The organism is Amycolatopsis sp. La24, assembly GCF_029087445.1.
GTDB lineage: Bacteria > Actinomycetota > Actinomycetes > Mycobacteriales > Pseudonocardiaceae > Amycolatopsis > Amycolatopsis nivea.
The window spans coordinates 51,839-71,280 of record NZ_JARACH010000005.1 but is presented as its reverse complement, the minus strand read 5'-3'; the positions used below and the strand labels follow the sequence as shown (position 1 = coordinate 71,280).

The window sequence follows — 19,442 nt, the reverse complement described above, 5'->3', positions numbered from 1 at the left end:
GTCCCTGCTGCTCGGCTTCGGTCCCGTGGGCGCCGAGCCGGGTGCCCGGCTCGGCGCGCTGATGATCGACCTCGGCCGTCACCGGCGCGTCCCGCCGCTCACTCCTGATCCGGCCGACCGGCCGAGACCGGCCAGCGGCGGTGCCGGCCGTCGATGACGAACGCGTGGCGGTGCCGCCACAGCCCGTCCTCGCCCTCGACCGCATCGGCGAGGTGCTCGGGGTCAGTACTCGCGTCGTGCGTGTGCTCGACCAGCGCAGGATCTCGCCGCGGCCACACGCGGGCCGCGGCCACCGCGCCCACCGCGGCGAGAGCAGCGAGCACGATCCAGGCCGCGGTGAACCCCGCGCCGGTGGCCAGCCATCCCGCGATCGGGTAGGCGAGCAGCCAGCACGCGTGCGACAGCGAGAACTGCGCGGCGAAGACAGCCGGGCGGTCAACCGGTGCGCTCGACCGCCGCAGCACCCGGCCCGCCGGTGTCAGGACCAGCCCGGTCCCCGCGCCGACGACCGCCCACACGACCAATGCGACCGGCCAGCGCCAGCCGCCGGCGTCCGCCGTGGACAGCGCGACCGCGCCGGCGACCGCGGCGAGAAGCCCCGCGGCGCCGGCGAACATGACAGCGCGCTCACCGGCCCGGCGGAGCAACTTCGGCACCAGCAGCGCGACCGCCATCGTGCCGACGCCGTTGCCGGCCAGCAGCCAGGCGACGTCGGCCTGCGATCGGCCGAGTTCGCCCTGGACGTAGTTGACGGTGTTGACCATCACGATCGCCCCGACCGCCGCCACGACCAGATTCAGCCCGAGCACGCCCCGCAGCCGCGGCGTCGCGGCGTAGATCCGCATCCCGGCCAGGGTCCGCTCCCACACGCCGCCGCGCCCGCTGCGAGCCGCGTCCGGGATCCGCGTGGTCACGACCAGAGCAGCGGACGCCAGGAACCCCGCCGACGTGCCGGTGAACAGCCAATGGAACGACACCGCGCTCAGCAGGGCCGCGGCCAGCATCGGAGACAGCAGGCTCTCCATCGTCGAGGCCAGCTGCGATGCCGACAACGCCCGCGTGTAATCGCGTTCGTCGGGCAGGATGTCCGGCAGCACGGCCTGGAACGTCGGAGTGAACGCGGCCGACGCCGACTGCAGCACGACGATCAGCACGTAGATCTGCCACACCTGGTCGACGAACGGCAGCGCCAGCACCACCAGGGCCCGCACCAGATCCAGGCAGACCAGCAGCACCCGCCGCGGGACCCGGTCCGCATACGCGCCCGCGACCGGAGCCACCGTCACGTAAGCGACCATCTTGATCGCCAGCGCGGTGCCCAGCACCGCGCCCGCGTCCGCACCCGCCAGTTGATATGCCAGCAGCCCGAGCGCGACCGTGGTCAACCCGGTCCCGAACAACGCCACCAGCTGCGCCCCGAACAGGTGCCGATAGTCCCGGCGGCCGAACAACGACAACACAGCGGCACACTCCTACTACCCGACGAGGACTGCCTCCCATGATAGGTGCACATGTACGCACATGATGAACCTGGTGTCCAATGGACCCAGCTGCCGCCTGCCGAACTGGTCGAAACCGCGTCTACCGCGCTGCGGATGCTCGCCGAACCTGGCCGGCTGCGGATGCTGTGGCTGCTCAGCGGCGACGAATACGACGTCGCGTCGCTGGCCGCGGCAGTCGGCATCGCCCGGCCGTCGGTTTCCCAGCACCTGGCCAAGCTCCGCCTGGCCGGGCTCGTCGAACTGCGCCGGGACGGGCGCCGCGCCCTCTACCGCGCCCGCGGCGGCCACGTGCGACGCCTCCTGGCCGAGGCCATGAACGCCGCCGACCACCACCTGCACAGCATCCCGGACCACGACTAGCCCGGAGGCGGTGCGTGCCGCCGGCCGACGCGAGGTTCCGCTACCTCGTCCGCTTCTTCGCCCGCTCGAACGCCACCCGAGGCCGGCCGTGCACTCGGGGTGCGAGTGTGCGGCCTGCCGCCGACGCTCGACGGCTCGGCCTGTCACGCGAACAGCTCGAAGGCCAGCGTCAGCGGTCCAGGTCGAGCGCGGCGTGGGCCTGCCGATCGTCGTTCTCCCTGCCGGTCGCATCGCCGCGCCGCACCGGCAGCAGCAGGGTGAAGGTCGGCGGCGCCGGCCGTCCCAGCAGCAGCCGGCCCCCTTCGGCTTCCGCCAGGCTGCGGGCGAGAGCGAGGCCGATCCCGTGCCCGGCGGCGGAGTCGGACCGCCGCCGGAAAGGATCGGCATCCGAGGCGAGACCCGGTCCTTCGTCGGTCACGTCGAAAGCGATGGCTTCTCCCATGTCTCGGACGGTGACGGTGACCGTGCCCCGGCCGTGCCGGGAGGCGTTGTCCAGCAGCACGGTCATGGCTTGGCGGGTCGCGAGAGCCGAGACGCGGGTCTCCGCGAGGTCGAGAGGATCTCGCAACAGCAAGACCCGGCCTTGCGCGGCCAGCAGACCGTGCCAATCCTGCCGGAACTCGGCGAGCGCGGTCTTCACCTCGACGAGTTCGGTGCCGGGATGGGCATCGCGGGCGAGGGCGAGCAGGTCGCGGATGGTGCGGTCGAGCCGGTAGGTCGTCTCCAGCGCGGCGGTGACAGCCGGGCGCAACGCCGGGTCCGGGCTCTCCAGCGCGACCTCGAGTTGCATCTGCAGACCGGCGAGCGGGGTGCGCAACTGGTGCGAAGCGTCCGCGGAGAACGCCCGCTCACGGGCGAGGATGTCCCCGATGCGCCCAGCGGTCGTGTCCAGTGCGATGCCCGCCCGGTCGATCTCGGGAATGCGGGACCGGCGGGTCCGCACGGTGAAGTCCCCGTCGCCGAGCCGCGCAGCGCTGGTGGACAGCTCTTCGAGCGGCGCGGCCAGCCGGACCGACAGGCGGTGCGCGACAAGCCAGGTGGCGGCCAGCGCCACCACCGCCAGGCCGCCCATGCCCAGCCACGTCAGCGCAGTGCGCCGATCCACCTCGCTGTGCGGGGTCGCGGCGCGCACCATGCCGACGACCGTCCCGGCATCGGTGATCGGAACGATGGCGACCAGGTCCGTCCCGGTGTCGTCGGCGATCACTTCGTTCGCCCGGATCGCCGAGCCCGCCGCTTCGAGCCGCGCGGGTCCGCCTCCGGCCAGCCGGTCCCCGGACGGGTTGTAGAGAGCCAGCGAGGTGTTCGCCTCCGCGGCCGGGAGCCGGTCGGGCAGATCGTGCCGGATCACCTGCGCCGAGACGGACAAGGCCGCCGAGTCGGCAAGCCGTTCCAGCTCGGCACGCTCGTCGTCGAGGTAGTAGCGGGCGACGCCGACCGCGAGCGGCAAGCCGAACAAGCTGATCGCCAGCACGCCGGCCAGCACGGTCAACAGGATGATTCGCTTGCGCACAACGGCTCCTTCGGCGGCGGGCGCGCGCCCTCGGCGTCCAGTGTGCAGCCGCTCCGGCCATCGTGCGTTCGCGAGGCGGTTCGTTTGCCGTCCGCTAACCGGCGGCCGCTCCGGCGGGAAACGGGAGGCCGCGGCCCGCGGAATTTTGCCGTGCGCTGGCCGAAACGAGCCGAAGGCCTTTCGCGCCCCTCTCTAGCGTCGTCCTCGCACCAGTCGCCGTGGGAGGGAAACCGCAATGAAACGCACGACCGGTCACGCCGGAATCGTTGTCGCGTCGCTCGCCGCGGCACTGGCACTGGGTGCGTGTTCCTCAGCGAACAGCCCGGCATCCCCGGGTGCTTCGCCCGCCCCGAATGCCCCGGAGGCCAATCCGGCGGGCGACATTCCCGACAACCAGGTGTACGTCCCGCTCACCACGCCAGACCACCGATTCACCGTGTCGGTTCCGGAGGGCTGGGCACGAAGCACAGCAGGCAATTCCGCGTTGTTCACCGACAAATTCAACAGCGTCCGCGTCGAAACCACCGCCCGCCCGCAAGCCCCCACCACCGGGTCGGCGACCGCGGAGGAATTGCCCGCCATCCGCACCGGCAGCCGCGGCTACGTCGCCGGGTCCGTCAGCACCGTCGCGCGCAAGGCGGGAAACGCGGTCCTGATCACCTACCAGGCCGACTCGCCACCGGACCCGGTCACCGGGAAATCGGTCGCTGACTCGGTGGAGCGGTACGAATTCTGGAACAACGGCGAAGAACTGGTCCTCACGCTGAGCGGCCCCAAAGGGGCGGACAACGTCGATCCGTGGCGCACGATCACCGACTCGGTGCGGTGGATGTGATGGCAGCGCCGCTGCACGCGCGCCAGCTGTATCGCTTCTACCGCTCGGGCGAGGAGGAAACCCTGGCGCTCAAAGGGGTTTCCCTCGCCGTCGAAAGCGGCGAGATCGTCGCGGTGACCGGACCTTCCGGATCGGGAAAGTCCACTCTGCTCGCCTGCCTGGCCGGCATGGACGATCCGGACGGCGGCAGCGTGCACGTCGCCGGCAGCCGGATCAGCCACCAGCCGGAGCCGGTGCGGGCCAGGCTGCGCTCCCGCCGGATCGGGATGCTGTTCCAGAACGGCAATCTCCTGGAGCACCTCACCGTAGCGGGCAACGTGGTGGTGGCACAGCGCCTCGCCGGCCGGCGCGCCGCGCGCGACCCGGGCGCGCTTCTGTCCGCATTGGGCATCGCGGATCGGGATCGTGCTTACCCCAGCCAGCTTTCCGGCGGCGAACTCGCCCGGGCGGGCCTCGCGGTCGCCCTGGCCAACACGCCGGCCGTGGTGCTGGCCGACGAACCCACCGGCGAACTGGACAGCACGACGGAACACCGGATCCTCGAACTGCTGGCCGAGACAGCACACGACGGGACGGCGGTGGTGGTCGCCAGTCACAGCCCGGCGGTGAGCGCGTTCGCGCACCGGACGGTCCGGCTCGACGACGGAAAGGTATGCGAATGACCGGCGACACCGCGCCCGCGACGCGATTCGGCCGCGCCGACCGCGAACCGGGGATATTGGCCGAATGCCGGGATGTCGCCCGTACCTACGGAAAGGGGCCGACCGCCGTCGTGGCGGTGCACGGCATCACCTGCCGGATCCGCCCGGGCCTGCGGCTGGCGGTCACCGGGCCGTCCGGATCGGGCAAATCCACTCTGCTGCACCTGATCGCCGGGATCGACCGGCCCACCGCGGGCACCGTCGAGTGGCCGGATCTGCACCACCGAGCCACCGAGGTCGGAGTCGTCTTCCAGGGTCCCAGTCTGCTGCCCGCGCTGGACGCGACCGAGAACGTGGCGCTGCCGCTTCTGCTGGCCGGAGAGCCCGAGGACGAGGCCTTCCGCCGTGCCCGGTCCGCACTCGGCCGGCTGGCGATCGACGACCTGGGAGGCAAGCTGCCGGACGAGCTGTCCGGCGGGCAGGCGCAGCGGGTCGCGGTCGCGCGGGTGCTGGCCGCCCGCCCGCTGCTGATCGTCGCCGACGAACCCACCGGCCAGCTCGACCACGAGTCCGCCGAACGGGTCATGACGGTCCTGGCCGCCACGGCCGACGAACTGGGCGCCGCGCTGGTCGTCGCGACGCACGACCCGTTCGTGGCCGCCCGGCTGGGGCAGGAATGGACGATGCGCGACGGCCGGCTCCACGGCGCGGCCGATCCCGGCCTTGCCGAGCGAAACGGAGAGACTCGATGATCCGGCATTGGATTTCCGGCTTGGTGCGCCGCCGAGGGGTCCGCCTCGGCGCGACGGCCGGCGGCATCGCGGTCGCCGTCGCGCTGCTGGTGTCCCTCGGCAGTTTCCTCGCCGCCGCACAGGGTTCGATGACCGGCCGCGCCGCCCGCGGCGTCGCCGTGGACTGGCAGGTCGAGGTGCGCGCCGGCGCGAACCCCGCCTCCGTCCGCGACCTCGTCCGGAACGGGCCGGGGGTGCTGCGCTCGGACACGGTGGGATTCGCGCGGACAACCGGCATGTCGGCATCCGGCGGCGGGACCGCCCAGACGACCGGACCCGGGGTGGTGCTCGGGCTGCCCGGCTCCTACCGCGGTGATTTCCCCGGCGCGGTGCGCACTCTGGCCGGAGCCGATCACGGAGTCGCACTGGCCCAGCAGACCGCCGCGAACCTGCACGCCAAACCCGGCGATGTCATCCAGCTCGGACGGGCGGGGCTGCCCCCGGTCAGCGTCCGCGTCACCGAGGTCGTCGACCTTCCGCAAGCGGATTCCCTGTTCCAGAAGGTCGGCGCCCCGGCAGGCGCGCAGCCCTCCGCGCCCCCGGACAACGTCCTCATCCTCGGCAGCGGCGCGTGGCACGCCTTGTTCGACCCGCTCGCCGCGGCCCGCCCGGACCTGGTGACCACCCAGATCCACGCCGCGCTGAACCGCTCGCTTCCCGCCGACCCGGCAACCGCCTACACCCAGGTCGTGGGCGCGGCACACAATGTCGAGGCCCGCTCCGCCGGCACTGCCGTCGTAGGCAACAACCTCGGCGCCGCCCTGGACGCGGCGCGCTCCGATGCCGCCTACGCGCGGGTGCTGTTCCTGTTTCTCGGGCTCCCGGGAGCAGTCCTCGCGGGCCTCCTGACGGCCGTGGCCGTGGCCGCGGGCGCCCCTCGCCGCCGGCGCGAGCAAGCTCTCCTGCGCGCGCGTGGCGCGACCGGCCGGCAACTGCTGCGCTTGGCCGCGGCGGAGGCCCTCCTCGTCGGCGCAGCTGGGTCGGTCGTCGGCGCCGCCGCTGCCGCCTTGATCGGGTTGACGGCTTTCGGATCGGCGCGGTTCGGGGCGAGCGGGGCGGACGCGACCGGCTGGTCCGTCGCCGCCGTTCTCTCCGGGCTGGCCATCGCCGGACTGACGGTGCTCGCTCCGGCCTGGCGCGACCTGCGCGGGACCACAGTGGCCTCGGGGCGGGCCGCCCTGACGCGCCGCGAGCGGCCGGCCTGGAGCCGGTACGGCCTCGATGTGCTCCTGCTCGCCGCCGCCGCGGTCGTGTTCTGGCTGACGAGCCGGACCGGCTACCAACTGGTGCTGGCGCCGGAAGGCGTGCCGGCCATTTCAGTGTCGTACTGGGCGTTCGCTTCGCCCGCGCTGTTCTGGCTCGGCTCCGGGCTGCTCGCGTGGCGATTGGCAGAGCTCTTGCTCGGCCCCGGCCGCCGTCTCCTGGGCCGCGGCCTCCGGCCCTTCGCCGGCTCGCTGGCGAATGTCGTGGCGGGCTCGCTGGCGCGCCAGCGGCGGCTGCTCGCGCACGCCATCGTGCTGCTGGCGCTGGCGCTCTCGTTCGCCGCGTCCACCGCGACGTTCAACGCGACCTACCAGGCCCAGGCCGAGGCCGACGCGCAGCTGACCAACGGCGCCGACGTCACGGTCACCGAATCGCCTGGAACTTCGGCCGGGCCATCCGCGGCCGGCCCGATCGCCGCCACCCCCGGCGTGCGCGGTGTCGAACCCGTCCAGCATCGCTTCGCCTACGTCGGAGCGGATCTGCAAGACCTCTACGGCGTGCGGCCGGACAGCATCACCACGGTGACCGCTCTGCAGGACGCCTATTTCCAGGGCGGCACCGCCCGGGAACTGATGCAGCGGCTCGCCGCACAGCCCGACGCCATCCTCGTGAGCGCCGAGACCGTCAAAGACTTCCAGCTGAGCCCCGGCGATCTGCTCAATCTCCGGCTGCAGGACGGACGGACAAAACAATTCACCACGGTGGCCTTCCATTACGCGGGCGTGGTGAAGGAATTCCCGACCGCGCCCAAGGACAGCTTCTTCGTCGCCAACGCCGCCTATGTCGCCCAGCACACCGGCAGCGACGCCGTCGGAGCGTTCCTGGTCGACACCGGCGGGCAGAACACCACCGCGGTGGCCCGCCGGCTCCAGGACCGGCTCGGTCCGGCCGCGACCGTGACCGACATCGCGCACACCCGCGCCACCGTCGGCTCCAGCCTGACCGCGGTCGACCTCGCGGGCCTGACCCGAGTCGAACTCGGATTCGCGCTCGTGCTCGCCGCCGCCGCGGGCGGCCTGGTCCTCGCGCTCGGGCTCGCCGAACGACGCCGCTCCTTCGCGATCGCCGGCGCACTCGGCGCGACTCCTCGCCAGCTGCGCTCGTTCGTGCTCGGCGAGGTGCTCGTGCTCGGCGCCGGCGGCCTCCTCGCCGGAGGCCTCGCCGGCTGGGCCCTTTCGCACCTGCTGGTGAAAGTGCTGACCGGGGTGTTCGATCCGCCTCCGGCCGCACTCACGGTGCCGTGGAGCTACCTCGTCGCGGTCGGCGCGACCGCTGTCGCGGCGCTCGCCGTGGTCGCCGCCGTCACGGTCAGAATCGCCCGGCGGTCCCCGATCGCGGTGCTCCATGAACTCTGACGCCCCGTCTCGCGCGGCCGCCCGCGGTGTCGGAATTACGTTAGACCACGGCAAAATCTCGCTCCGAACCCGTCACCGGATGGGCTGACGCACCGGCGAAACCGGCCGGCGGCACGCTTCACTGACGATCATGAACAAGCTTCCCCCGATCACCGCGGTCTTCTGGATCATGAAGATCGCGGCCACGACGCTCGGCGAGACCGCCGGCGATCTGCTCGCCCAGACCCTGCGCGTCGGTTACCTGGCAAGCTCGGCCATCCTCGTCACGGTCTTCGTCGCCAGCCTGGCGACCCAGCTGGCGGTGAAGACCTTCCGCCCGGCGCTCTACTGGACGGTCATCCTCGCCACCAGCACAGCCGGAACGACGATGTCCGACTTCATGAACCGGACCGCGGGCCTCGGCTACGCCGCCGGCGCGCTGGTCCTGGTGACCGCGCTGCTCGCCGTGTTCGCGATCTGGAAGTCCACCGGCTACTCGTTCGACGTGCAGACCATCGCCACGTTCAAGGGCGAATTGCTGTACTGGACGGCGATCCTGCTCTCCAACACGCTCGGCACGTCGCTCGGGGACTTCCTCGCCGACGATTCCGGCCTCGGCTTCGGCGGCACCGCCCTGGTGATCACCGCGGTCCTGCTGCTCGCGCTCCTGGCGATGCGGACGACCCCGATCTCGCGGACCCTGCTGTTCTGGATCGCTTTCGTCCTGACCCGGCCGCTGGGCGCGTCGGCGGGCGACTTCGTCAGCAAACCGGTCTCCGCGGGCGGGATGGGCTACGGCACCGTCGGAGCCTCGGTCCTGCTCGGATCGGTCCTGGTCGCGTTGATCGGCTACACCGCCTGGCAGCAACGGCAGATCCGGCTCGCCGGCCTCGCCGCGTGACGCGGACGGGTCCGGCGGGGTGCTCAGCCGTCCGGATCGCGGTCGGCTTGGGGCTGTTCGAGCCGATAGCCGTGGCCGCGCAGAGTCGTGATGGCGGGAGCCTCCGCCGGCCCGGCCGCGTCCTCGAGCTTGCGCCGCAGCGCGGCGACGTGGACGTCGAGGGTCTTGGTGGAGCCGAACCAGTGCGCGTCCCACACGTCGGCCATCAGCGTCGTGCGGCTGACCGCCGCCCCGGGTTCGGCCGCCAGCCGCGCGAGCAGGTCGAATTCCTTGGCCCGCAACGGAATCTCGTGTCCGGACACGGTCGCCCGGCGAGCCGCCCGGTCGACCTGGAGCGGCCCGACCGCGAGGACGGCCCGGTTGTCCGCCGGCGCCGCGCCCCGGCGCAGATGCGCCCGGATCCGGGCGTGCAGTTCGGTGAGCCGGACCGGCTTCGTCAGGTAGTCGTCGGCACCGGCCTCCAGTCCGACGACGACGTCCATCTCTTCCTGCCGCGCGGTGAGAATCACCAGCACGCAGCCCGGCTGGACGACTCGCAGTTCCCGGCACAATTCGACCCCGTCCAGGTCCGGCAGGCCGAGGTCGAGCAAAGCCAGTTCGAACTCGTGCAGCCGCGCTTCGCGCAGGGCCGCCCGGGCGGACCGGTGCCACGCCACCCGATGGCCGTGCTGGTGCAGGCTCGTCTGCAGGGTCCGCCCGATCGTGTCGTCGTCCTCGACCACCAGCAGCTCCGCCATGCCCCGAGCTTAGCCATCGGATTCCCGCCGGAAGGCCGGTACGGGCGGCCTCTCCCGGGTGAACCAGCCAGGTTTTGCGTTGCGCTAACCTCTGCCTTGACGGTTTTCTCCCCGCGCGTTCCTACCGTGGCGACTATGACGGTCCTGAATCGGCCCAGCCGCGGAACCCGGCCGTCCCTCCCGGTCCGGACGAGGGCGGCGGTCGCCGCCGGCAACGCGGCCGCCCGGGCCTCCCGCGCCGCCGGCCTCGGCCGCGGCGGCATCATCGGAGGCCGGGTCAGCTTGGCGCTCCAGCCGGCGGCGCTGGCCCATCTGTGCCGGGACCGGGAGGTGGTGCTGGTCACCGGGACGAACGGCAAGTCCACCACGACCTGCCTGCTCGCCGCCGCGCTGCGGCCGTTCGGCGGAGTCGCGTGCAACGCCAGCGGCGCGAACATGCCCGACGGCCTGGTCGCGGCGCTGGCCGCCAGCCCGACGGCCCGGTACGCGGCACTCGAGGTCGACGAAAACCACCTCCCCGCCGTGCTGGCCGAAACGACCCCGGCCGCGGTCGTCCTGCTGAACCTCAGCCGCGACCAGCTCGACCGGACCGGCGAGGTCCGGCGCACCGAGAATGTCCTGCGCGCCGCCTTCGCCGCCGGTCCGTCCACAATGGTCATCGCCAACTGCGACGACCCCCTTGCCGCCTCCGCGGCGATGGCTGCCGCGAATCCGGTGTGGCTTTCGGCAGGCAACTCCTGGCGAGGCGACAGCGCGTCCTGCCCGCGCTGCGGGAGCGCGGTGCGCGAAGCATTTGGCGGCTGGCGGTGTTTCTGCGGCTTCGCCCGCCCGGAACCCGCCTGGGTCCTGGACGACGGCGAACTCGTGCACCGGAAGGGATTGCGGGTCCGCTTGGCTCCCGCCTTGCCCGGACGGGCCAACGCCGGCAACCTCGCCTTCGCCGCCGTGGCCGCGGCGTCGCTCGGCGTGCCGCTGGACGCCGCCGCGGCCGCCGCCGGCGCGGTCGACCAAGTCGACGGCCGGTACCGCGTCGTCGGCTACCGGGAACGCCGGGTTCGCTTGCTGCTGGCCAAGAACCCGGCCGGCTGGGCGGAAACGCTGCGGATTCTCGCGCCGGGCGCCAGCCCCGCCGTGCTGGCGGTCAACGCGCGCGAAGCCGACGGGACAGACCCGTCATGGTTGTGGGACGTCGCGTTCGGCGCATTGCGAGGACGGCGGATCGTCGCTTCGGGCGACCGGGCCATGGACCTGTCGGTCCGGCTGAGCTACGCGGAAGTCGCACATCGCGTCGTGCCGGATCCGCTCGCCGCGGTCGCGGCGCTCCCGCCCGGGCCGGTCGAACTGGTCGGCAACTACACGGCGTTCCGCGACGCGGCGGCGAGGCTGGCGCATGCCCGGTGAGTCCGCGGTCCGCATCGGGCTGTTGCTGCCCGATCTGCTGGGCACCTACGGGGATTGCGGGAACGCCGAAATCCTCCAGCGACGCCTGCAGTGGCGGGGATTCCCCGCCGCGGTCATCCCGATCACCGTCGACGACGAGGTCGCCGACTCGCTCGACCTGTACGTCATCGGCGGCGGCGAAGACTCCGCGCAGTCGCTGGCCGCCGACTTCCTCGCCCGGCAACCCGGCTTCGCCCGCGCCGTCGGCCGGGGAGCGCCGCTGCTCGCCGTGTGCGCCGGGCTTCAGGTGCTCGGACGGGAATTCACGACCGGACACGGGCGGGTCCGGACCGGCATCGGCGTGCTCGATCTCGTCACCGCACCGGCCCGCGACCGGGCGGTCGGGGAGATCCGCACTCGCCCCGTTCCGTCTTTGCTCACGGAAGCGTTGACCGGCTTCGAAAATCACCAAGGCCACACCACGCTCGGCCCAGCGGCACAACCCCTCGGCCGGGTCGAGCACGGCACCGGGAACGGCGACGGCTTCGACGGAGCCGTCCAGGGCCGCGTCGTCGGCACCTACCTGCACGGACCCGCGCTCGCGCGCAACCCGGAGCTGGCCGACCTGCTCTTGAGCTGGGCCGTGGGCACACCGTTGCGCCCGCTCGAGGTGCCCGGCCTGGCCGAACTCCGGCGGCAGCGGCTGTCCCGCCCACGGCGTAGGCGCTGACGGCACGGCAGCCGATGCCTGATCCGGCGCCGTACAGCGGCTGCCGCCGGCCCAGGTCGACCGGCAGGCACCCGCTCCGTCGCCGCTGACCCCGTGCGCACGCTCCGCACGGGGTCAGCGCGATGCCCGAACGCCTACTCCTGGCCCTGGAACTGGTGATCCGCATTGCCCGCGGGATCCTGATGCCCGCCCGGGCCGTCGGCCTCCGCCGCGCCGCCGTGCGGCTCGGCGGTCGCTTCGGGCCCCTCCGCGCCCGGCTGCTCCGGCGCCGCCTGCGGCTCTGCCGCAGCCTGTTGCACCTGAGCAACGGGCGCAGCGGCCGGTGCCGGCGCGCTGGGGGCCGCGGACGCGACCGCTGTGCCCAGCATGGCGGCCAGCAGCGCCGCCGCTGCCGCGCCCGCGGCCAATCGTGCTCGTCCCGTCATGATTCCTCCTGCTGTCGTGACTTCGGCGACCGCTACCGGGCACCGTTGCCGCAGGCTGGCACGCGGACGCTGGCCACACGCTGAACGAAGCTGAGAAAACACCGTCGGCGACTCAGATCCGCGAGTCGTCGATCAGCCGGTAGCCGATCCCGCGCAGCGTCTCGATGGTCTGCCTGCCGAAGGGAACATCGATTTTCCGGCGGAGGTACCCGACATAGACCTCCACCACGTTGTCGTCGCCGTCGTACTGCGCGTCCCACACGTGGGCGAGGATGTCCGGCTTCGTCAGCGCCTCGCCCGGCCGGCGCATCAGGTACTCCAGGAGACTGAATTCCCTTGGGGTCAAAGCGATCTCCGTCTCCGCTCGCCGCACCGAACGCCGCGCCGGATCGAGGACCAGGTCGCCTGCCCGCAGCACGCTGGGGCGGGCCGGCGCACCGCGGCGGAGCAGCGCGCGCAGCCGGGCCAGCAGAACCACATAGGAGAACGGCTTGGTCAGGTAGTCGTCCGCGCCGAGGTCGAAAGCGTCCGCCTCGTCGTATTCGCCGTCCTTGGCGGTGAGCATGACCACCGGCACCCAGTTGCCCTCCGCGCGCAACGTCTCGAGCACGCGGTAGCCGGACAGCCCGGGCACCATGATGTCCAGCACCACGATGTCGTACGGACGCTCCCTGGCCGCCCACAACCCGTCGGGCCCGGTGCCGGCCACATCCACCGCGAATCCGTCCGCGACCAGGTTGCGGCGCACGGATTCGGCCAGCCGCGGTTCGTCCTCCACGAGCAGAACACGCATAGTCTCGACCTCTCGCTCAGTCCGGTGTCTCGTCCGCGACCCGCGCGGCGGCGGCTCCCGGGTCCTCCTCGGCGGCCGGGAATTCGACTCTGAAGAAGGCGCCGTGCCGACCGGGCGGCGGTGCGAGGCACTGGGCGCGACCGCCGTGGCGCGCGGCGATTCCCGCGACTATCGCCAACCCGAGCCCTGCTCCCCCATGGCCCCGGTCGCGTTCCGCGTCCAGCCGGACGAACCGGCCGAACACGTGCGACCGCTCCGCGGCCGGAACGCCCGCGCCGTCGTCGGACACCTCGACCACCGCCAGCCGGCCCTCTCGCCGGCAAACCAGCCGCACGGTGCTTTCCGCGTGCTCGCGGGCATTCTCGGTCAGATTGCGGACAGCGCGCGCGACCTGTGCCGCATTGCCGCGGATCCGCGCCGGCCGTACCCGGGCCTCGATCGTGAGCCCGCCGATCGACTTCAGCCGGATGGCTTCGGCCCGGACCACATCGTCCAGATCGACGTCGGCGGCGGGCGGTGCGTCACTGCCGTCGTCCGTGCGCGCGAGCACCAGCAGGTCGTCCACCAGCTCGCCCAGCCGGGCAGCCTCGGCGCCGTTGATGTCAACGAGCTCCGCCATGGTGATCCGTCCCGGATGCCGCGCCGCCAAATCCAGTGTCGCCGTGATCGTCGACAGCGGGGAACGCAACTCATGGCTGGCGTCGGCGACGAACCGGCGCTGCGCTGCCTGCGCGGAGGCCAGCCGCGCCAGCATCGCATTGAGCGTGCTGGCCAGGCGCTGGATCTCATCCTGCGCGCGCGGGACGGGGACCCGGACCGCCAGGTCTGTCATCGAGACCTCGGCGACGGTACGGCGCATCGCCTCCACCGGTCCCAGCGCGGCTCCCAGCGCCAGGTGGACCGCCAGCCACGCCAAGGCGAGCAACGGAACCGCAGCGGCGACCAGCAATACCGCCAGGCGCGCGACGGCCGTCCGGGCGCCTTCGAGCGACTGGGCCGCGACCACGGTGTAGCCGGCGGAGCTGACCGCCACCACCCGGTATTCGGCATTGTTCTGCCCCAACGGCAACGCGACGGTGGCGACCGCCTCGCCGCCGGCCGGCGGCAGGCCGGTCAGGATCGGCGGCTCGCCGGCCAGTTCGGCACTCGACCGCACCACCCGCCCGCCGGCGTCGAGAATCTGCACGGCCGCCGTTTCCCCGGGCGTCGCCGTGAGCGCCGGTTCAGCGACCGGGCCGCCCGCGGCGAGCGCGGCGGCGACATTCCGGGCTTTGGCCGACGCGGTATCGGTGGCGCCCGACACGAGCGAGCGGTTCAGCAACGCCAGCACGGCGACGCCGGCCGTGATCATGCCCAGCGCGAGAATGCCGATAGCGATGATGCTGCTCCACCGTCGAACACCGGCCCGCGCCACGCATTCGCGAATGCAGGCACTCGGCCTCATCTGCCGAGCATAACCGCGACACACCATTCGCTGAACGAATTCTCAGCATTTTCACAGCGCGCACCCATTTCGCGGCCGCGTTTTGCATTCCGCTTGCCGAACGCTGTCCTATTGCCCGCTCAACCGGGCCTACGGTCGGGTCATGGCCACTGCCGGCACACCGATGCCCAGACCCAAACGCCCGCGGCGCAAGCTAATTCTGGTGCTGGTCGTCGCGGTGCTCGCCTACCCGATCGGCAGCTACACCCGAGCCCTCACCTATCCCGGTGCGGCGTCGTTCGCGGTCCGCACTGTCGATTGGCTGCGCGAGATCGGGCTCGGCGGCGTCGTCAACACCGTCGAGAATTGGTGGTACACCAGGCATCCGCCCTCCGCCGCACCCCCGCCCGCCGGGTCGCTCCCGACCGCGCCGCCGCCTCTCCCCAGCCTCGGCGCCGGCCCCCGGCCCGCCGATCTCCCGGCACAACTCCCCCGGCTGCCCGGAGAAGGACGCTGGACCCCGGGAGCGAGTACGGCGGGCGGCCCGGTCGCCGACTACACGACCTTCATCCGGCCGGATCCCGCGCACGCCAGCGTGGTCGCCGGCGTCGCGTGGATCAACCAGTCGCTGGTGCGCGCCTCCCTCATCGCGGGCACCAAGGAGCCGGGCGGTTCCGGCTGGCCGGAGGGTGCGCGGGTGCCGTCCGGCGTGCGCCCGGCGCTGCTGGCCACGTTCAATGCCGGATTCAAGTTCAAAGACACCGCGGGCGGGTTCTACGCGGACGGCCGCACTGCCCGTCCGCTCAAGGACGGCGCCGCTTCGGTCGTCATCGACCGGTCCGGCCGGATATCGATCGCGCAATGGGGCCGCGACGCGACCATGTCCCCCGCCGTCCGCGCGGTACGGCAGAACCTCGCTCTGGTCGTCGACAACGGAAGCGCCGTCCCCGGGCTGCGGGCGAACGCCGTCGGCCGCTGGGGCAGCGCCAGCAACCAGTTCCAGTACACCTGGCGTTCCGGGCTCGGCACCGACCGGGCCGGGAATCTCCTTTACGTGGCCGGCGACAAACTGACCCTGCGGACGCTCGCCGGGGCCATGGTCCAGGCCGGAATCGTGCGCGGCATGGAACTGGACATCCACCCGGGAATGGTCGCGTTCAACGCCTACCGGCCCGACCGGCCCGGCAGCTCGCCGCGGAAGCTGCTGCCTGCCATGCCCGGCTCGGCGGACCGCTACCTGACCGCCGATCAACGCGACTTTTTCGCCATCGTCCTCCGGGGCGGAGCACCACCGGCCAGTGCCGGCGTCTCGCCGCTGTCGTCCCTCGGAGCGTGACAGCCGCCGCGACCGCGAGGACGCCCACCCGACCGGAAACTGACGTTCGGTCGCAGCCGACGCTGCGGCACCGTGCCGCCGCAAGGACCGGGAATCATTCTGCGAAAGAACGATCTGGACCACGCATGCGTGGTCCAACATCACTGAGGTTTTCTCCGCACGCGCTTGTCCGGCACCGCAGGTGCACACAGCGAGCACCGCGGAGAAGACTTCCAGGTCCGTGATCTATAGTTCTCCCACCGAGAGAATTCAGCTCCGAGGAGGGCCGTCCGCAATGGTCACGACGTCCCTGCCCAGCCCGCCGCAAGGCGTCTGGCACCTCGGACCGGTTCCGATCCGCGCCTACGCTTTGTGCATCATCGCCGGGATCGTCGTCGCCGTCTGGCTCGCCCGGCGACGCTGGCGCGCCCGCGGGCACAACCCCGACGACGTGCTCGACATCGCGATCTGGGCGGTCCCGTTCGGCATCGTCGGCGGACGGCTCTACCACTTGATCACCGACCCGGAACTGTACTTCGCCCCCGGCCGCGATCCGGTCCGGGCGCTCTACATCTGGGACGGCGGCCTCGGAATCTGGGGAGCCGTAGCGCTCGGCGCCCTCGGCGCCTGGATCGCCTGCCGCCGGCGGGGAATCAGCCTGCTGGAGTTCGCCGACGCCCTCGCTCCCGGGCTGGTCCTCGCGCAAGCCATCGGGCGCTGGGGCAACTACTTCAACCAAGAACTCTACGGCGCTCCGACCACCTTGCCCTGGGCATTGCGCATCGATCCGGCGCACCGCCCGCCCGACACCCCCGGCATCGGGCTGTACCACCCGACATTTCTTTACGAATGCCTCTGGGACGTCGGCGTCGCGGTGCTGTTGCTCTGGGCGGACAAGCGCTTCGACCTCCGCACCGGCAAGCTGTTCGCGCTGTACGTGGCCGCATACACCGTCGGACGCGCCTGGGTCGAAGCGCTGCGCGTCGACCACGCGAACCACTTCCTCGGCCTGCGCCTCAACGACTGGACTTCCCTGGTCGTTTTCCTCGCCGCGACAGCAGCGCTGCTGTGGCGGCGGCGCTCCGCGCGACCGCGCGACGACAGCGCCGGGGCGGCGAAAGGCCCGCCCCCGGTTTAACCGGTGCTCACCGCGGCCAGGGCCGCGTGCAACCGTTGCCCGGCTTCGTCGGTGACAGGCCGCAGATCCTGACGGCCGGGCACCGTGACCATCACTGCCGGGTCGAGCGCTTTGACCACGACATTGCACGGCAGCGGCACGCCGATCCGCGGCTCGATCTGCGGCGAGCCAGCTGCGGGTTGGAGGCCCCGAGAATCAACTGAGGGGGCACGGTCTCGTCCAGTTTCGCCTTGATCGTCGCTGCCACGTCGATCAGGACTCCGAACCTCTCCGCCGCGAGGGCTGCCGCACTTTTGCCACGACGGCTTCGGACGGATGGTCGCGGATGACCGACTTCGTGTAGTCCATGAGAGCATTTCCGTCCTGGACGCCGAAAACCGATTCCCGTCCGGCGACACGAACGGCATCCCTGACTCCGCGCGCGCGGCCCGCGCTCATCGCCCGTCCGGCATCCGACGGGGACGCTGCGGACGCTGGAGTCGTTCGCCGCGCGGAGGCGGCGCGGCGAACCGCTGGGGCGGCCTGGGAACCGCCGGACGGGGCGGCGCCGCGCGGCTCCGGTCTTGCGGCCCAAGGCTTTCCGGCCTGCGCCCCCGCGGAGACGCGACCGGCGGCGGTCCCGGGCGGCGCGTCGGCTCCGGCCGGTTGACCCACGCGTCGAACGTCACCAGGCCCGCCGCGAGAACGAGAAAAATGATCGTCATCACTACGCTGCGGGCGACGACCCCGACCCCGGCGATGGCCACGAGGCCGAGCACGGCGAACCAGCAGTAGGGATCCACGCGGCCGAACAACGGTTTCGCGCCTGCGCGTCTTCGCGAGCCGAGTGCCATCGCGCAACCCCAATCCACAGTGGACCGCTGACGCCCGGCCGCTCGTCGCCGCGCCGGAGCCCGGCCCGCGGCGAACGACACCGCGCTCGTCGCGGGACCTGGCCCTCATCCTACACGTTGTAGGATGAGGCTTGCCCGCTTCGGGCTGACCGCGCCGAACCAGACGACGGGAAGGGATCGATGCGGACCTTGACGGGACGACGCGATCCGCTGCGCTACCGGCGGCGAAAGCCCTTCGCCGGAATCGCCGCGCTGAGCGTCCTCATACTCGCCGCGATCGCGGTCTGGGTCACGACACTGCAGCGCGCCGCGGATGCCACCGCCTTGGTCGCCTGTCCTCCCCCGGCCGCCGGCACCGCGCCGCAGACGTTGGCCGCGCTGCCCTACGACGCGCTGGACGGCGTCGCTCCCGCGCCCGCCGCCGCCAGTCCGGTGACCGTGCTCAACGGCAGCGGCCAGCGCGGAAGCGCCGGACTCGCCGCGGGCGAACTCGCCCAGCTCGGTTTCCCGCAGGCGTCGCCCCCTGCCGACGACCCGTTGCACCCGGCCGGCGACTTGCGGTGTTTCGGCCAGATCCGCTTCGGTCCGGCAGGCACCGCGGCAGCCAGGACTCTCAGCCTGGCCGTACCGTGTGCCCAACTTGTGCGCGATCGCCGGACCGGCAGCAGCGTCGATCTCGCGCTGGGCAGCGACTTCAGCGACGTGACCCCGAATCCCGATGCCCGCCGGGCGCTCCAGCTGCTGGCGGCCGCGCCGAGCGGCCGTCCGGCCATCGGCGCGGCGCCGCCCGCCGTGACTCCGGCATTGCTGGCCGGGGCCCGCCGCGGGCAGTGCTGACCGCCGCCGTCATTCCACCGCCGCGCCCGCTGCCGGAGCCTCGACGCCGAGAAGAAGCGGGCGCAGCACGTTCGGCATCCGTCGCTGCACGAGCCTGCCCAGCAGCCCGGCGAGCGTCGGCACGAGCAGCAACGCGGCGACCGCACCGATGGCAAGCCCGGCCAGGACGTCGAGCGGGTAGTGCATCCCGGCGTACACCCGCGAGAAGGCAAGGAATACGGCGACCGCGCACGCGAGCACCCCCCAGCCGCGCGCGAACACGAGAACGCCCACCGCCAGTGCCGCGCCGAGCGCCGCGTGATCGCTGGGGAAGGAGTTGTCCGCCGAATGGCTCAGCAGCACAGTGACGCCGCGCAGAGCCAGGAACGGGCGAACCTCCTGGTGCAGCGCGGCGAAAAACTGGTTCAGACCCAGCGAGACGAGGGTCGCGACTCCGGTCAGCACCGCCGCCGCCAGCGCGCGGGCGGCGCCGCCACGGCCGCGGCGCGTCCACCACCCCAGAGCCAGCAGCAGCACGAGAATCACCGGGCCGCCCCACAACGCGAAGGCGGCCATGAACGGATGCGCCCACCCGGTGCGAGCGGCCAGCTGATTGATGTCCCAGAACAGGGCGAGATTCCACGGCACGGGCTTGGCTGGTCCTTCCGGCGGAAAGCGGATACGGCACAGACCGGTGATCCTACAGCTTGTA

Annotated in this window: 21 protein-coding genes; 11 read left to right on the top strand and 10 right to left on the bottom strand. The window is 72.2% G+C overall.

All coding sequences use genetic code 11. From position 1 onward, the window contains the following. Positions 1 to 98: 98 nt before the first annotated feature. The gene (locus tag PUT80_RS08465) at positions 99 to 1,460 is read right to left on the bottom strand and encodes an MFS transporter (RefSeq protein WP_037365796.1); all 1,362 of its coding nucleotides are present in this window, start codon (positions 1,458 to 1,460) and stop codon (positions 99 to 101) included. 51 nt (positions 1,461 to 1,511) lie between these two features. On the opposite strand from PUT80_RS08465, the gene PUT80_RS08460 reads away from it, so the two are divergent. Then, positions 1,512 to 1,862, top strand: coding sequence for a metalloregulator ArsR/SmtB family transcription factor (locus PUT80_RS08460; protein WP_037365795.1), 351 nt, complete (start codon positions 1,512 to 1,514; stop codon positions 1,860 to 1,862). A 169-nt stretch (positions 1,863 to 2,031) separates the two neighbouring features. Here PUT80_RS08460 and PUT80_RS08455 read toward each other — a convergent pair whose 3' ends face one another. Continuing rightward, complete coding sequence (locus PUT80_RS08455) at positions 2,032 to 3,375, bottom strand: HAMP domain-containing sensor histidine kinase (protein WP_081655250.1); 1,344 nt, start codon at positions 3,373 to 3,375, stop codon at positions 2,032 to 2,034. A gap of 235 nt (positions 3,376 to 3,610) precedes the next feature. Here PUT80_RS08455 and PUT80_RS08450 point away from each other — a divergent pair, with 235 nt between their 5' ends. The 5 genes from PUT80_RS08450 (at position 3,611) to PUT80_RS08430 (ending at position 9,140) form a co-directional block, all read left to right on the top strand. Next, entirely contained in the window at positions 3,611 to 4,210 is a 600-nt protein-coding gene (locus PUT80_RS08450; protein WP_101437983.1) for a hypothetical protein, read from the top strand. Continuing rightward, complete coding sequence (locus PUT80_RS08445) at positions 4,210 to 4,872, top strand: ABC transporter ATP-binding protein (RefSeq protein ID WP_037365793.1); 663 nt, start codon at positions 4,210 to 4,212, stop codon at positions 4,870 to 4,872. Before PUT80_RS08450 ends, PUT80_RS08445 begins: the two co-directional genes overlap by 1 nt. Beyond that, positions 4,869 to 5,603, top strand: a complete 735-nt coding sequence (locus PUT80_RS08440; RefSeq protein WP_051166276.1) for an ABC transporter ATP-binding protein — start codon at positions 4,869 to 4,871, stop codon at positions 5,601 to 5,603. Before PUT80_RS08445 ends, PUT80_RS08440 begins: the two co-directional genes overlap by 4 nt. Further along, on the top strand, positions 5,600 to 8,260 hold the full coding sequence (locus PUT80_RS08435) for an FtsX-like permease family protein (RefSeq protein ID WP_037365791.1): 2,661 nt from the start codon (positions 5,600 to 5,602) through the stop codon (positions 8,258 to 8,260). The genes PUT80_RS08440 and PUT80_RS08435 overlap by 4 nt, the downstream gene beginning before the upstream one ends. Positions 8,261 to 8,390: 130 nt before the next feature. Beyond that, positions 8,391 to 9,140, top strand: a complete 750-nt coding sequence (locus PUT80_RS08430; protein ID WP_037365790.1) for a membrane protein — start codon at positions 8,391 to 8,393, stop codon at positions 9,138 to 9,140. 23 nt (positions 9,141 to 9,163) lie between these two features. Here the strand turns inward: PUT80_RS08430 and PUT80_RS08425 are convergent, their stop codons facing one another. Continuing rightward, positions 9,164 to 9,877, bottom strand: a complete 714-nt coding sequence (locus PUT80_RS08425; protein WP_037365789.1) for a response regulator transcription factor — start codon at positions 9,875 to 9,877, stop codon at positions 9,164 to 9,166. Between the two features lie 135 nt (positions 9,878 to 10,012). Here PUT80_RS08425 and PUT80_RS08420 point away from each other — a divergent pair, with 135 nt between their 5' ends. Further along, positions 10,013 to 11,278, top strand: a complete 1,266-nt coding sequence (locus PUT80_RS08420; RefSeq protein WP_037365787.1) for a MurT ligase domain-containing protein — start codon at positions 10,013 to 10,015, stop codon at positions 11,276 to 11,278. Further along, positions 11,268 to 11,987 carry a glutamine amidotransferase gene (locus tag PUT80_RS08415; protein WP_037365785.1) on the top strand — a complete coding sequence of 240 codons (720 nt, stop codon included), beginning with the start codon at positions 11,268 to 11,270 and terminating at the stop codon, positions 11,985 to 11,987. The genes PUT80_RS08420 and PUT80_RS08415 overlap by 11 nt, the downstream gene beginning before the upstream one ends. A gap of 134 nt (positions 11,988 to 12,121) precedes the next feature. Here PUT80_RS08415 and PUT80_RS08410 read toward each other — a convergent pair whose 3' ends face one another. From PUT80_RS08410 to PUT80_RS08400, 3 genes are all read right to left on the bottom strand, one after another. Beyond that, entirely contained in the window at positions 12,122 to 12,412 is a 291-nt protein-coding gene (locus PUT80_RS08410; RefSeq protein WP_143271428.1) for a hypothetical protein, read from the bottom strand. 112 nt (positions 12,413 to 12,524) lie between these two features. Further along, positions 12,525 to 13,205 carry a response regulator transcription factor gene (locus tag PUT80_RS08405; RefSeq protein ID WP_037365780.1) on the bottom strand — a complete coding sequence of 227 codons (681 nt, stop codon included), beginning with the start codon at positions 13,203 to 13,205 and terminating at the stop codon, positions 12,525 to 12,527. A gap of 16 nt (positions 13,206 to 13,221) precedes the next feature. After that, positions 13,222 to 14,649 (bottom strand): ATP-binding protein, encoded by a 1,428-nt coding sequence (locus PUT80_RS08400; protein WP_051166275.1) that lies wholly within the window; start codon positions 14,647 to 14,649, stop codon positions 13,222 to 13,224. Between the two features lie 202 nt (positions 14,650 to 14,851). Between PUT80_RS08400 and PUT80_RS08395 the strand changes: the two genes are divergently transcribed. Both PUT80_RS08395 and lgt read left to right on the top strand, forming a co-directional pair. Next, complete coding sequence (locus PUT80_RS08395) at positions 14,852 to 15,964, top strand: phosphodiester glycosidase family protein (protein WP_051166274.1); 1,113 nt, start codon at positions 14,852 to 14,854, stop codon at positions 15,962 to 15,964. A 274-nt stretch (positions 15,965 to 16,238) separates the two neighbouring features. Next, complete coding sequence (lgt, locus tag PUT80_RS08390; protein WP_051166273.1) at positions 16,239 to 17,081, top strand: prolipoprotein diacylglyceryl transferase; 843 nt, start codon at positions 16,239 to 16,241, stop codon at positions 17,079 to 17,081. Here the strand turns inward: lgt and PUT80_RS08385 are convergent. The 3 genes from PUT80_RS08385 to PUT80_RS08375 form a co-directional block, all read right to left on the bottom strand. Beyond that, a complete protein-coding gene (locus tag PUT80_RS08385; RefSeq protein WP_235079432.1) occupies positions 17,078 to 17,221 on the bottom strand; it encodes a hypothetical protein in 144 nt (47 codons plus the stop codon). The two genes, lgt and PUT80_RS08385, sit on opposite strands and share 4 nt — an antisense overlap. After that, the gene (locus tag PUT80_RS08380; RefSeq protein WP_235079431.1) at positions 17,173 to 17,292 is read right to left on the bottom strand and encodes a hypothetical protein; all 120 of its coding nucleotides are present in this window, start codon (positions 17,290 to 17,292) and stop codon (positions 17,173 to 17,175) included. The genes PUT80_RS08385 and PUT80_RS08380 overlap by 49 nt, the downstream gene beginning before the upstream one ends. Positions 17,293 to 17,515: 223 nt before the next feature. Next, on the bottom strand, positions 17,516 to 17,914 hold the full coding sequence (locus tag PUT80_RS08375) for a hypothetical protein (protein WP_101437982.1): 399 nt from the start codon (positions 17,912 to 17,914) through the stop codon (positions 17,516 to 17,518). 180 nt (positions 17,915 to 18,094) lie between these two features. On the opposite strand from PUT80_RS08375, the gene cei reads away from it, so the two are divergent. Beyond that, the gene (gene cei, locus PUT80_RS08370; RefSeq protein WP_051166272.1) at positions 18,095 to 18,751 is read left to right on the top strand and encodes an envelope integrity protein Cei; all 657 of its coding nucleotides are present in this window, start codon (positions 18,095 to 18,097) and stop codon (positions 18,749 to 18,751) included. Between the two features lie 9 nt (positions 18,752 to 18,760). Here cei and PUT80_RS08365 read toward each other — a convergent pair whose 3' ends face one another. Then, the gene (locus PUT80_RS08365) at positions 18,761 to 19,378 is read right to left on the bottom strand and encodes a phosphatase PAP2 family protein (protein ID WP_037365777.1); all 618 of its coding nucleotides are present in this window, start codon (positions 19,376 to 19,378) and stop codon (positions 18,761 to 18,763) included. Between the last annotated feature and the right edge of the window lie 64 nt (positions 19,379 to 19,442).

What these genes read in the sequence shown, in the direction of transcription:
- PUT80_RS08460 (WP_037365795.1), top strand. Translation starts at nt 1,512, where the DNA reads ATGTACGCACATGATGAACCTGGTGTCCAATGGACCCAGCTGCCGCCT.
- PUT80_RS08450 (WP_101437983.1), top strand. Translation starts at nt 3,611, where the DNA reads ATGAAACGCACGACCGGTCACGCCGGAATCGTTGTCGCGTCGCTCGCC.
- PUT80_RS08445 (WP_037365793.1), top strand. Translation starts at nt 4,210, where the DNA reads ATGGCAGCGCCGCTGCACGCGCGCCAGCTGTATCGCTTCTACCGCTCG.
- PUT80_RS08440 (WP_051166276.1), top strand. Translation starts at nt 4,869, where the DNA reads ATGACCGGCGACACCGCGCCCGCGACGCGATTCGGCCGCGCCGACCGC.
- PUT80_RS08435 (WP_037365791.1), top strand. Translation starts at nt 5,600, where the DNA reads ATGATCCGGCATTGGATTTCCGGCTTGGTGCGCCGCCGAGGGGTCCGC.
- PUT80_RS08430 (WP_037365790.1), top strand. Translation starts at nt 8,391, where the DNA reads ATGAACAAGCTTCCCCCGATCACCGCGGTCTTCTGGATCATGAAGATC.
- PUT80_RS08425 (WP_037365789.1), bottom strand. Translation starts at nt 9,877, where the DNA reads ATGGCGGAGCTGCTGGTGGTCGAGGACGACGACACGATCGGGCGGACC.
- PUT80_RS08420 (WP_037365787.1), top strand. Translation starts at nt 10,013, where the DNA reads ATGACGGTCCTGAATCGGCCCAGCCGCGGAACCCGGCCGTCCCTCCCG.
- PUT80_RS08415 (WP_037365785.1), top strand. Translation starts at nt 11,268, where the DNA reads ATGCCCGGTGAGTCCGCGGTCCGCATCGGGCTGTTGCTGCCCGATCTG.
- PUT80_RS08410 (WP_143271428.1), bottom strand. Translation starts at nt 12,412, where the DNA reads ATGACGGGACGAGCACGATTGGCCGCGGGCGCGGCAGCGGCGGCGCTG.
- PUT80_RS08405 (WP_037365780.1), bottom strand. Translation starts at nt 13,205, where the DNA reads ATGCGTGTTCTGCTCGTGGAGGACGAACCGCGGCTGGCCGAATCCGTG.
- PUT80_RS08400 (WP_051166275.1), bottom strand. Translation starts at nt 14,649, where the DNA reads ATGAGGCCGAGTGCCTGCATTCGCGAATGCGTGGCGCGGGCCGGTGTT.
- lgt (WP_051166273.1), top strand. Translation starts at nt 16,239, where the DNA reads ATGGTCACGACGTCCCTGCCCAGCCCGCCGCAAGGCGTCTGGCACCTC.
- PUT80_RS08375 (WP_101437982.1), bottom strand. Translation starts at nt 17,914, where the DNA reads ATGGCACTCGGCTCGCGAAGACGCGCAGGCGCGAAACCGTTGTTCGGC.
- cei (WP_051166272.1), top strand. Translation starts at nt 18,095, where the DNA reads ATGCGGACCTTGACGGGACGACGCGATCCGCTGCGCTACCGGCGGCGA.